The 12,329-nt window shown below is 61.0% G+C and carries 8 protein-coding genes; 3 read left to right on the plus strand and 5 right to left on the minus strand.

The window, feature by feature from the left end:
* Window positions 1-18 precede the first annotated feature (18 nt).
* Window positions 19-2,619: a helix-turn-helix domain-containing protein gene (locus VII69_13820; protein ID HEY5096189.1), complete on the minus strand. Its 2,601-nt coding sequence runs from the start codon at window positions 2,617-2,619 to the stop codon at window positions 19-21.
* A gap of 131 nt (window positions 2,620-2,750) precedes the next feature.
* On the opposite strand from VII69_13820, the gene VII69_13825 reads away from it, so the two are divergent.
* The gene (locus VII69_13825) at window positions 2,751-3,866 is read left to right on the plus strand and encodes a hypothetical protein (protein ID HEY5096190.1); all 1,116 of its coding nucleotides are present in this window, start codon (window positions 2,751-2,753) and stop codon (window positions 3,864-3,866) included.
* Between the two features lie 46 nt (window positions 3,867-3,912).
* Here the strand turns inward: VII69_13825 and VII69_13830 are convergent, their stop codons facing one another.
* On the minus strand, window positions 3,913-4,902 hold the full coding sequence (locus VII69_13830) for a hypothetical protein (GenBank protein ID HEY5096191.1): 990 nt from the start codon (window positions 4,900-4,902) through the stop codon (window positions 3,913-3,915).
* Window positions 4,903-5,299: 397 nt separating this feature from the next.
* On the opposite strand from VII69_13830, the gene VII69_13835 reads away from it, so the two are divergent.
* Together VII69_13835 and VII69_13840 are read left to right on the plus strand one after the other, a co-directional pair.
* Window positions 5,300-6,676 carry a hypothetical protein gene (locus VII69_13835; protein ID HEY5096192.1) on the plus strand — a complete coding sequence of 459 codons (1,377 nt, stop codon included), beginning with the start codon at window positions 5,300-5,302 and terminating at the stop codon, window positions 6,674-6,676.
* A 309-nt stretch (window positions 6,677-6,985) separates the two neighbouring features.
* Window positions 6,986-8,689 carry a gamma-glutamyltransferase family protein gene (locus tag VII69_13840; GenBank protein ID HEY5096193.1) on the plus strand — a complete coding sequence of 568 codons (1,704 nt, stop codon included), beginning with the start codon at window positions 6,986-6,988 and terminating at the stop codon, window positions 8,687-8,689.
* Between the two features lie 8 nt (window positions 8,690-8,697).
* Here the strand turns inward: VII69_13840 and VII69_13845 are convergent, their stop codons facing one another.
* The 3 genes from VII69_13845 to VII69_13855 all read right to left on the minus strand — a co-directional run.
* Complete coding sequence (locus VII69_13845) at window positions 8,698-10,095, minus strand: NAD-dependent succinate-semialdehyde dehydrogenase (protein ID HEY5096194.1); 1,398 nt, start codon at window positions 10,093-10,095, stop codon at window positions 8,698-8,700.
* Between the two features lie 12 nt (window positions 10,096-10,107).
* Window positions 10,108-11,016: a YncE family protein gene (locus VII69_13850; protein ID HEY5096195.1), complete on the minus strand. Its 909-nt coding sequence runs from the start codon at window positions 11,014-11,016 to the stop codon at window positions 10,108-10,110.
* A 17-nt stretch (window positions 11,017-11,033) separates the two neighbouring features.
* Window positions 11,034-12,329: alkaline phosphatase family protein (locus VII69_13855; protein ID HEY5096196.1), on the minus strand; the 1,296-nt coding region annotated here is incomplete at its 5' end.

The following is a 12,329-nucleotide window of genomic DNA, read 5'->3' on the forward strand; positions in this document are numbered from 1 at the left end:
TCGATTCATAGCATCGAGTTATAGAATCGCGCGGGCCTGGTGAATCGCCTCATCTTCGGTCATCGTCGCGCCTGCACCCATCAATTGCGTGAGAGCGTCGGAGCCGATCGCACCGCGAAGCACCAACAGCGCGCGATCGTGTTCGCGCTGCAAGTCGTACTTCTCCGGCTCGACCATGCTGAGACGAGCGCCGAGAAAACCGAAGAGCCGAGCTGCTCCTGCATACTCTGCGGAAGTCGGTCGGCCTTCAACGTGAGGTTTTAGCATGGCCACTAAAGCAAGGACCCGTAGCGATAAGGAAGCCAACGCGCTGAGCTTGAGCCCACGCGCGACTTCGAGCGCCTCATCTGCACGCACCTGCGCCTCGTCGTATCGACCCGAAGCGACCAGATACGTGGCCATGTTAGTGAGCGTTGCGGCCATGCCGGGCGCCGCTGTCAAGGAATTCGTGGCGCGCAGAAGTTCGAGCACATCGATCGCGAGCTGGATTGCGGTTTCTGGATCGTCCGCACCAAACTCATTCTCGGCGAGACTTGCCGTTACGGACGCCGCAAACACGTCATCGCCGAGCACCTTCGCAAGCCCAAGGGCCTCGGTGAGGCGAACGCGGGCGCCGGCGAAGTCACCGACTGCGCAACGGCTCCAACCCATTGTCATCAGGACGTTGGCCGTTAGCCGCCGAGCGCCGATCATGCGAGCCGCCTCCAGGGCCGACCGCAACAACGGCTCTGCCTCCGATGTTCTTCCCAAGAGAACGAGCGACGCACACATCAAGCACTCGGTTTGAGCGATTCCCAATATGTCACCGAGTTCGCGGTATCGCGCGAGAGCTCGCTCCGCCGCCGCCAACGACACCTTTCGTTCGCCGAATTGTTGAGCACCCTCCGCCTCGGCGTGCTCCAGTCGCGCTACAAGATCGGGCGGCGTGAGTTCGTCGACCAAGTCGAGCGCCGCGCGCACCCAACGCCTTCCCTCCACGAGTGGGAAAGTTCGCCAAATCACCCTATGAGCAGCGGCTAGGCGTTGCCCCACGGCGACATCGTGTCGTTTGCCGAGCGACCAGTCGAGCGCCGCGCGCCAATTCTCCAGTTCCACGTTCGCCTGCGCGGACCACACCCGATGGGGCATTGTATCCGGTGCGCGTTCGAGCTGCTGCGCCAATTCCAAGTACACGAGTGCATGATGCCGCGCCAGTTGCTCGTGCTCACCTCGGGCCGTCAGCTTTTCCCGCGCGTACTGCCGCGACGATTCTAGCAGGCGATAACGCTGCTCGGTCCCGACCAACTCGGCGAGCAGGAGGGATTTCGTGACGAGCGACGCGACGAGGTCGATCACCTCGATGTCGCCTTCGCCGCTGGTTGCACAGAGTGAGGTTGCCGCCTCGAGCGTGAAGCTGCCGGCGAAGACCGAAAGCGACTCGAAGAACAATCGTTCGCGCGGGGTCAGTAGGTCGTAACTCCAGTCGATCAGAGCGGTCATCGTCTGGTGCCGCGGTAACGCCCGGCGATCGCCGCCGGTGAGCAGGCGGAAGCGCTGATCGAGCAGCAGGACGATCTGATGAGGTGCGAGCGTCTTCACGCGAGCGGCGGCGAGTTCGATCGCGAGTGGGATGCCGTCCAGCCGCCGGCAGATCTCGGCGACATCTCGCACGTTTTCGTCGGTCAACACAAAGCTTGCGTCTACGGCGAGCGCGCGATCGACAAACAGCGCAATACCGCCGTAGGGCAGCGCTTCTTTCGCACTCCGAAGTGACTCGGGCGGCACCTCAAGCGACGGCAAGTAGTACGTCCGTTCACCCGCCACGTCCAAAGCCTCTCGACTGGTCGACAGGATATGCACGTGAGGGCACGACTCAAGGATACCGGCCGCGAGCTCGCGCGTCTTTGCGATCACGTGCTCACAGTTATCAAGGATGAGTAAAGCGCGGCGCGTCTTGAGGTATGCGACGACGGTGTCTACGGCGGAGCCGGTGGCGGAAGGAAGCTGCAGGGTTGTCAATACCGCGCTCGCGACAAGCGATTGGTCCGGGAGCGGCGCCAGGTCGACCAACCACACTCCGTCTGGACAACCGCCGAGAGAGTCGCTCCCAACCTGCACCGCGACGCGCGTCTTGCCGACTCCGCCTGAGCCGACAAGCGTCACGAGCCTGTGTTCACGCACGAGCGCGCCGATCTCGTTGACCTCTCGTTGCCGGCCGACAAAGGATGTTAGTTGATGCGGGAGATTGTGCCCCGGGGCCGCTTGCGCGTCGGGACGTACTATCGTCAACAGTGATGCGTGCAGCGCCTCGCTGCGCTCGCGTTGCCGAGTTGGATGTGCGATGCCTATCGCGCTTCCCAGGAGCGCCTGACGCTCCGGCGGCAGCGCAAGCGCCCGCCCAAGCAAGATCACGGTCTCCCGCCGGGGCCGAGTTCTGGCTCCGCGCTCGAGCAAGCTGACGGCCTCTACGCTCAGCTTGGCACGCTCGGCCAAGTCTTGCTGCGTCAATCCGGCATCCAGGCGAAACTGTCTGAGCAGTGCCCCGAAGTGGGGGCGACCCGCAGCCTCCATCGTATCCCCTGTCGGCAACATCATTGTACGGATATTTGTCCGGATATTTGCACGGGTGTTCCTGGACATCTTCCCAGCTCAGGAAGATAATAAAGAAGGACGGCCACGCTCGCAAGGTCCGCCGGCCGAGTAAACCCGGAAGCGTCCGATTTCCGTCTTGGAATTCGTCAGCTCTCCGGGTCATTGGAGAGAACTCAACCATGCGTATTTCTAACCCAATTGATCGTGCGCTCACCGCGACCGCCGCACTGGCGATGCTGATCGGGCTATCCGGATGCGGTTCGATATCGGCCGCTTTGGCCCCCAGGCAAAACGCAGCTACGGCGACCCGGGCATCACAGCCGCAATCTGTTCAAAACGGTTCTATCAATAACGGCGTTCCTTCGCTCTTCAGGTCACTCAATCCGGTGACGACGCCGAGCTTCATGGATCCCAGCGCCGTAGGCAAGCCTCTCGTGTTCGTTTCCGACGCTGGGCTAGAGCAAGAGGTCGTCGACATTTTCCGGCAATCCGACAATAAGATGGTCGGCCAAATCACCGGTCTTTCCCCAGAAGGCCTCGCGACCGACTCAGCGCGTAACCTGTACATCGCAAACACAGGATACTTGAATGTCTTGATCTACGCGCCTCCTTACACGGCTGTGAAATTGACGCTCGATGATGGTGGCAATATCCCACGGGCAGTTGCGGTTTCGACCAAAGGTCTCGTCGCCGTGGCGAATCTTTGCGCTCTCGCGAACTGCACGGGGAACACCGGCAGCGTGAGCTTTTTTGCCAAGGGTTCGACGACACCGTGCACGACGGTGGCCGATGCGACGAATTTCGCATCCATGGAAAATGCGACGTTCGACGCTGCCGGCGATCTTTACGTCGAGGCTTACGGCGCGGCCGCTCACACCTGGAACATCGGCAAAATCGTGGGAGGTTGCAATGCAAACGCGATTGAGCTCCTCAAGACTCCAAACGTCAGACAATATATTGGCGGCATTCAGATCGACAAAGATCATCGGATCGCCATCGTCAACGCGATTACGGCAGACCAGCCTTTTTACATCGACACCTACAACCCACCGAAGAAGCACTCCCTCGGCTGGCCCGTCTCCGTCACCAGGCTAGTCCGCACAAAGTCGAACATCATAGTGAACTTCGCCTTCCTGCGGTCGGGCCTTGGATTCTATGACGCCGACTCGGAGAACGGTAGCCCTGGCAGCAAGTCGGATGAATTCAATTATCCGACAAGCGGCCCACCGATAAACACCATTGGCGGATTTGAACTTGCGTGGGGCGTCGCCGTCACCCCAGTACTGCTTCCCTAAGCGAATCACGGTCGCATCGAGCTGCGACTCGAATGGAGAACGACGCTTAGGAGCCGTCGATAATGCTCTTGATGATCTGATTCGATATCGACGTGATGGTCGCCCAATCGCCGGAGGGGACCGCTGCAAGGCGGTCCCGCAGGCCAAGTAAGGCCGGCAACTTGCCGTCGAGCGATGGCGAATCTGCAAGTCCGGCGCGAAGAGCGTTATCCTCGTCGACGTGCCGGATGACAGTCGCATTGTATCGAGTTTCAGACACCTGTAGCCCGACGAAAAATGGGCTTCGCGACTCGGACGGTAGCGCGTTGACGAGCTTTATAACGCCCGCAACAAAATGGTCCTGATCGCTGACGTGGACGTCCGGCGTATCGGGCAGCAGAAATCGCCGTAAACCGTCGAGTTCGAGTCGGCCGTCGTCCGTGGGCAGTATCTGTCTAAAACTTGCGAACCAATCGTTCATGAAATCCTGCGCGCCCTGCTGCTTCATGGCATCGCCGTTCTCCGAGAGTTCCAAGATGCGTGCCGCACCGATGCCTAGCCGCGCAAGGCCGAGCGAGTCGTTTCCATACGCAAGCTTCTCCGTTAGAGGATAGCCGGAGGAGTCGCCTATCGGTGCGTCACCCAAACTCGGGTAAGCCGTCGTCTGCGTATCCGCTAGGTGGTCGGCTAGAGCATGTCGGTTCGCATATCGATCTGACGCGTCCGAGGGGAGTCGTGCGTCAGCCGCCGCCGCGGCATCGTATAGAGATTTCCATTTTGTGCCTGCGATGCCGCCGTCCATCGCCGCGAGAAAGACCGCCGACGCGATGGCCGCAGCGACGCTGTGATCCGCATGCGCTACGTCGTGCAATGCCCCCGCATACTGCTCATTTACGAGAACGAAGTACGCAGTCCGACCATCCGGAAGACTTTGCGCGCCGGAATAATGCGCCACCGGGTCCCAGGCAGGAAGTTTTGACGCCGGCGAAATCTCAAGACCCATCAAAAAGGCGTGGTTCGTGGGAATGCCGATGACGACTTGGACGAGCTGCGCCACGTCGCTCGTCGAATAGGATGTTTGGCCGGGAACCGCCGAGCTATTTTCGCATTGCAACCTAAGTATGCGACGGCGCAAAGCAAAAGTCAACAAATCTGCGCCGGTCTATGCTCTGTTCGAGGCTGGGGGAAGAGTCATTCCGCCGTCGAATCGTAGTGAAAATTTTGGGGACGACCGACTATACTACTCCGCCCTTAAAACAGAGGATGACTTGATTATTCCGTCTCGACTCCTTGTTGCCGCAGCGCTCATCGCGGTCGCCAACTCCACAGCGGCTTCCGCTGCTCCGATAAGTTGGAATTCGGGCGCGTCCTTTTACACGACTCGTCCCTTCGTTCGCTTCATGCACGCCCCGCCGCGTCCACCCGCGCCTACCGTTCGCATAACAATGGCCGACGTGATGCGCGCCCGCGCCGGCGGGTGGCAACAAGTCACCGCCAACCCTCCGTTCGGAGCGAACGGCGCCGGTACGGCATTGCTCATGACCGACGGAACGGTCATGGTGCAGGACAACACGTCAAATTGGTACAGCCTTGGGCCCGACAAGAACGGAAACTATGTGCGCGGGAGCTGGACAACCAAGGCGTCGCTCCCCGCCGGTTACGGCCCGCTGTATTTCGCGTCGGCGGTCCTCGCCGACGGCAAGCTGATCATCAACGGTGGCGAGTACAACTTCTTTCACGGAACCGAGACGAATCTCGGCGCGATCTACGACCCGGTCGCCGACGCATGGACATCGGTGTCGCCGCCGAGCGGGTGGGCCGAGATCGGCGACGCGTCGAGCGTCGTGCTTGCGGACGGCACCTACATGCTAGGGAACTGCTGCTACACCTCGCAGGCCCTGCTGAACGAAGGATCGCTCACGTGGATGATGACCGGCTTAGGAAAGCAGGATCGCAACTCTGAGGAAGGGTGGACGCTGCTTCCCAACGGCAAAGTTCTCACGGAAGACGTTTCGACTGAACCAAATTCAGAACGATACAATCCCAGGACCGGGGCGTGGTCCACCGCCGGTGCGATTCCAGTGGATCTGATCAATCAGTCCGAGATAGGACCGCAGGTCTTGCGGCCCGACGGGACAGTGTTCGTCGCCGGCGCAAGTCAGCACACGGCGATTTTTGACACGAACACCGGCCGGTGGAGTGCCGGACCGGACTTTCCTATAGTCGGAGGCCTGCAACTGGACGTCACCGACGGTCCAGCGGCCCTACTCACAAATGGTGACGTACTGCTTGCCGCGAGTCCCGGCGTCTATCAAGCGCCGGCATCGATGCTCGTCTGGGATGGCACGCGGCTTGCGCTGGTGGCGGCGCCGCCGAACGCGCCGAACGACGCGAGCTATAACCTGCGCCTTCTCGTTTTGCCGACGGGCCAAGTTCTGGAAACTGACGGCTCGGATGACGTGGAGATCTATACGCCGGGCGGTGCGCCGGACCGGAATATAGCGCCAGCAGTCACTGCGGTGCCGACCTCGCTCACGCACGGGAACACGTACGTGATTTCGGGCGTGCGCTTCAACGGCTGTTCGCAGGCGAACGCCTACGGCGACGACGCCCAGGCTGCATCGAACTATCCGCTCGTGCGCATCAAGAACAATGCGACAGGCCACGTGTTCTACGCCCGGACGCACGACCACAGCTACATGGGTGTCGCATCGAACGCTGTTGTTTCGACGATGTTCGACGTCCCTAACGCTATCGAGCTCGGCGCGAGTTCACTTGTGGTCGTCGCCAACGGAATTCACTCGCCGCCCGTCGGAGTCATGATTCACTAGCTCGCGTCAGTATCGCGCTCGACCACCTGACACGTCGAATACCGCACCGGTATTCGACGTGCTTGTTTCGGAGCAAAGCCTCAAAGGACCGGAGGCTGCCGGTTGACGCTGGTGGAGGGCTCGTCGTTGACGGCGACGCAATTGCTCTAGTCTTGTGACCGCTATCGCCACCCGATGGATGTGAGTATGCCGAAGATTCCAAGCGCACTCTCTCTCGCCGGCCTGTTGGTTCTGAGCGCCGTTGCATCAGGGGCAACGCCAAGTCCGGCACGCTCGCCAGGATCTGTCTCCGATTGCAATTCGAGGCCCATGGCGCCGGCGTGCGGCGCCGTTCGCGGAGATCGCGCCGAGGGATGGCTCGCACAGAGCCGCTCGCCCGTGTTGGCGCGCAACGGCATCGTGGTCACGAGTCAGCCGCTTGCGGCACAGGCCGGACTTCGAATTCTCATGGCCGGCGGAAACGCCGTCGACGCCGCCGTCGCAACTGCTGCCGCGCTCAACGTGACCGAACCTATGAACGTTGGGTTGGGCGGCGATCTTTTCGCCATCGTCTACATCGCGAAAGAGCACAAAGTCCACGTGCTCAATGCGAGCGGAACCGCGCCGACCGGCGCAACGCTCGCGCGCTTCAACGCGCTCGGCTACAAGTATGACCCGCATGACTGGGGTCCCGGCTCGGGGATGCCGCCGGGTGGCATCCTCGACGTCACTGTTCCAGGCGCTGCTTGGGGCTGGGACGAGATGCTTCGGCGCTACGGCACGATGAAGCTTGATCGCGCGCTCGCGCCTGCGGTGGACTATGCCGAAAACGGATTTCCGGTTTCAGAACGCATTGCGCACGAATGGGAACTACCGGATGCGCTTCCGTTGCGCGGTTGCTGCACGCGGCTCGATCCCGATTCGGTGAAGACATGGTACATCGACGGCGCGCAGCCCGTCACCGGACAGATCTTCCGCAATCAACAGCTCGCGCATACCTTGCGGCTTTTGCAGAAGTATGGACGCGACGTCTTCTACAAGGGCCAGATCGCTCGCGCTATCGTCGCCAAATCAAACGCGCTCGGCGGCACGATGACATTGGCCGATCTTGCGCGATACCACGGCGAATGGGTGGATCCGGTAAGCACGAACTATCACGGCTACGACGTCATGGAATTGCCGCCGCCCTCGCAGGGGTTTGCGGCTCTCGAAGCCCTCAACATTCTCGCGCAATGCGTTCCCAAATTGCTGCCCGGGCAATCGCTCGCGTCGTTGGGGCCCGCGAACCCGCTGTACTGGCACATGCTCGTCGAAGCGAAAAAGCTCGCGTATGCGGACCTCTATGCATACAACGCCGACCCCGACCATGTCGTGGTACCAACAAGCAAACTCTTGTCAAACGCGTATGCGTCGTCATTGTGCGCGAAGATCGATCCGGCGCATGCGGCGAGCACGGGCCCGCCGGGGAAATACGGCGACACGGGCGACACGATCGTGCTGTCCACTGCCGACCGCTTCGGCAACATGGTCTCGTGGGTCAACAGCAACTACGACGGCTTCGGTTCTGGCATCACCGTGCCGGGTTACGGATTCATCTTGCACGATCGTGGAGCGCTTTTCACGCTCGATCCCAAGAGCCCCAATGCGATTGCGCCGCAAAAGCGCCCGTACAACACGCTCATGGCGGGGTTCGTACTGCATGGCGGGCGGCCGTTCATGACGCTCGGTCTCATGGGCGGCGACATGCAGGCGCAGGGGCACGTCCAAGCCCTCGTCGACATCATCGATCTCGGTGCGAACGTGCAACAAGCGGGCGACATGGCGCGCTTCCGGCATTTCCAGATCACCAATCGGTTATACTTGGAATCGCCGTTGTATGAACTCGTCGGCGACCGCCTCAAGGCGATGGGTCATGACGTGCGTTCTTCGGACCGCGCGCCTATGGGCGGATACCAGGCGATCATGGTTCTGCCGAGCGGTGCGTATGCAGCGGGTTCGGATTTCGGGAAAGACGGCGAAGCCGTCGGCTGGTGAGACTTAGTCTACGCCACCGGCCCAAGCCACACAGTCTGCGCATTCGTGAATTCGCGAAGTCCGAAGTATGAGAGTTCCCGGCCGTAGCCGCTGCGTTTCACGCCGCCAAACGGCAGGCGCGGGTCCGATGCGGTCATTCCATTGATAAACACAGCGCCTGACTGCAAGCGCGCCGCAATGGATTCGGCCGATCGGATATCGCGCGTCCACAGATTTCCGCCAAGGCCGTACATCGACAAGTTGGCAAGCGTTATCGCGTGTTCCGTGTTCTGCGCCTGGATCACCGCTGCTGCGGGTCCGAATGTCTCTTCGTCAAACATCGGCATACCCGGCACGACATCCGAAACAATAGTGGGCTCGTAGAAGCAGCCTGGCCCGCTCCGCCGTTTCCCACCGAGAGCGATCTTCGCGCCGAGCGCGACAGTGGCGCTGACTTGCCTTTCAATGTCGTCTCGCAAATCTTCCCGCGCCAACGGACCTATCTGCGTCGCGCGATCCAGCGGATCGCCCATCACGAGAGTTCTTGCGCGCTCCGTGAATGACGAAAGAAACGTCTTATATACGGAAGCGTCCACGATGAAGCGCTTTGCGGCGATGCAGCTCTGCCCGGTATTTTGAAAGCGGGCGCGGACGGCGGTTTGAGCTGCCGCGTCCACGTCGGCATCCGACAGAACGATATATGCGTCTGAACCGCCCAACTCCAACACCGTCTTCTTCAAGGCGCTTGCCGCAGCGGACGCGACGGTCGCCCCGGCCTGCTCGCTGCCCGTAAAAGTCACTGCCGCGACGCGAGGATCTCGAATCACCGAGTCCATCGCGCGGCCCGGAACGACCAGCGTGGTGAAGACGCCGTTCGGAATTCCGCATGCAGCGAAGCTGCGTTCCAGCTCGAGACCGCAACCGGTGACGTTGGCCGCGTGCTTAAGGACGGCGACGTTGCCGGCCATGATTGCCGGCACCGCAAAGCGGATCACTTGGAACAGCGGGAAATTCCAAGGCATTATCGCTAGGATGACCCCAAGCGGGCGAAACGCGACATAGCTTCGCGTCGCGTTCGTGGCGATCACGTCATCGGCAAGATGCCGCTGCGCGCTCTCCGCATAGTACTCGCAACACCAGGCGCACTTCTCGACTTCCGCTTCCGACTCCACGATGGGCTTGCCCATCTCCGTCGTCATGAGAGTTGCGAGTCGCGATTTCTCACGGCGCAGAAATGAAGCCAGGCGCAGCATCGCGTCGGAGCGCTCGGCGAAGCTCGTGCCTTTCCAGGCGGCGAATGCGCCATACGCCGTCGCCAGCCGTCCGTCAATTTCGGAATTGGAGTAGACGGCATACGACTGCAAGGATGCGCCGGTGGCAGGATTGCGGGTCTCGACCATCCCGACCGGCGCAGCGGTTGAACTCATCACGCGTTCTCTCTACGGCGCAAGGGCCAGTTCTTGAACAAAATCGCCTGTGGCATCTGCCCAGACGATCCATAGATGTCCGGTTTTCTCGTCGAACGCCATGGTGTGCACTTCTTTGGGGAGGTCCACGTCCGCGATGTCGGTCAGCGCACCGGCTTTAGACAGTTGCAAGACGGTGGCTTTGCCCGAACCGGCGCATGCCAAGCGATGAGTCCCGCTGTCGAACGCGCACTGGTCGATCCCGACCGGTACCGGCGCGGTGCTCAATAGATTTCCGTCGCGAGTATATGCCGCGACCAAGCTATTCTTTCCCCCGACCAGTAGGATCCCGTATGCTTGATCGTAGATGAGCGGATGATCGTGCTTGATCGCCGGCGTCGCGATCGTCCGAATCACTTTTAGCGTTTGAGGATCGATGACGACGGTCTCGGCAAGATCGTCGATGTTCTGGTACAGTTCATGAGATTTTGCGTCGATCGCTAGATACTCCGGTTTATGTCCGGGAATCTGGATCGTGGCGGTTTCTTTCATCGTGAGCGTATCGACGACAAAGATCCGCGTTCCGTCATCTTCGTCTGCGTACACCCGGTGGAGCACGGCGTCGTAGGCGATCGCATCCACCTTTCCGTCCACCGCGGCTGAGCTGACGACGGTCATCGCCACCGGATCGACTTCGGAAACCGTCCGCTGTTCTCCGTCGCCTGTGTACACGTGACCGCTTGCGGGATCGACTGCCACTCCGTGCATCGGTCCGACTTTCACCTGGCCCAGAACCGCGCCACCGTCGGCATTGACGATCAGGAGCGCATTGCTTCCCGTGTGCGCGGCGTAGACACGCCGGCGCTCGGCATCGGTCGCAACATAGTCGAAGCCGCTCAGAGTTTGCACGTGTGCCGGCGGCGTCATAGGGATGAGATGCATCGCTGCTGATTCACTTTCTAGGGAATTTGCCGGCGCGGCAACGGCAGGTAGCCATGAGGCGGTGAGGCGGCCATTCCGGGGACAGCTACGGGTGTGACTCCCGAAGTCGCGCAACTCATCGCGGGGGGAAAAGCATTCACAATGGTGTCCGAAATCTCCGCCGCGGATGCGGGAATCGGTGCGACTGTGCCGTTTAGACGTCCCAAGTCGAATCCACCGGTGAGATCGGTCAGTCTGGGATTGCCGTCGCGCGGCCCCTCGGGCATGTAAGGCTTTTCGTCGGGCAGCGAAGCGAGCGCCGGCAGACCGAACAGGGTGTTCACGAATTTCACGACGGATCCGGTATCGCCCGAGTCGTGGACGACTGCGCCGGTTTTCGCATACGGCGAGATCAGGATGAACGGAACGCGCGGACCGTCGCCGCACGGATGCCCGTCCTGGCATCGCTCAAACTGCGGCGATGGCACGTGGTCGTAGAATCCGCCGCTGTCGTCCCACGTGATCACGATCGCCGAATCTTTCCAATACCGGCTGCGCGCGATGGCGTTGACGAACGTGGCGACGAATGCCTCGGCGACATGGCGGTCGGAATCGTCCGTTCCAGGATGGTCGTCGTCGCCTAGGAAGTGCTTTTGGATGAACGGGTCTTTGTTTGCCGGCCGCCAACCGAAGTGGTTGTAGCCGCCGCCTTTGACGTACACGACGGATTCGTCGGGCAGGGTGCCGTCACGCAACGCCGGCAGCAGCTTCTTGACATCGTGGACGTGATTCCAAAAGACGTCGTTCTTTCGCATGTAGCCGAAGTATTGCACGACGTTCCGGTGTGACGCGTAGCCGCGAAGTGCGGTGTTGTTCGGGCCGTTGTAACCCTCTTGATACCAACCCCAACCGACCGGCGCTCGGCCGCGTGCCGTCATGAAGGCGAGATCCTCGCGCACTCCGCCGATGTCTTGTGTTGCGAGCCGGTCATCGCTGCCGGTCAGCGTCAGCAAGACTGTGGCATACGTTTGATCTAACGCCATGGGCTTTTCGGGAGCGCCCGGATACGGTCCAAACGGTGCTTCGATGCTGCTCTCGATCGGTTCGCCGGGCCCTTTCCCGTTTTGGGCCACGACCTCGCTCGGGTTCCGTGCCCACTGCGTCTGTCCGGACTGCGCTGCGATGATCTCGATGTTTCCGGGAGTGGACGGCCCCGTCATTCCCTGAAAAATATGGTCGAAGAGGTCGAACGCGCTCGCGTATTTCCATAAGAAGGGAACCGTGTTGCAATCGTAGTGCCCCATCGACATGAGGCCGATAGCCTGCGCGTCCTC

The organism is Candidatus Eremiobacteraceae bacterium (genome assembly GCA_036511855.1).
Lineage (GTDB): Bacteria > Vulcanimicrobiota > Vulcanimicrobiia > Eremiobacterales > Eremiobacteraceae > JABCYQ01.

Coding starts and splice junctions, on each gene's coding strand:
- VII69_13820 (HEY5096189.1), bottom strand. CDS start 2,619: ATGTCCAGGAACACCCGTGCAAATATCCGGACAAATATCCGTACAATG.
- VII69_13825 (HEY5096190.1), top strand. CDS start 2,751: ATGCGTATTTCTAACCCAATTGATCGTGCGCTCACCGCGACCGCCGCA.
- VII69_13840 (HEY5096193.1), top strand. CDS start 6,986: ATGGCGCCGGCGTGCGGCGCCGTTCGCGGAGATCGCGCCGAGGGATGG.
- VII69_13845 (HEY5096194.1), bottom strand. CDS start 10,095: ATGAGTTCAACCGCTGCGCCGGTCGGGATGGTCGAGACCCGCAATCCT.
- VII69_13850 (HEY5096195.1), bottom strand. CDS start 11,016: ATGCATCTCATCCCTATGACGCCGCCGGCACACGTGCAAACTCTGAGC.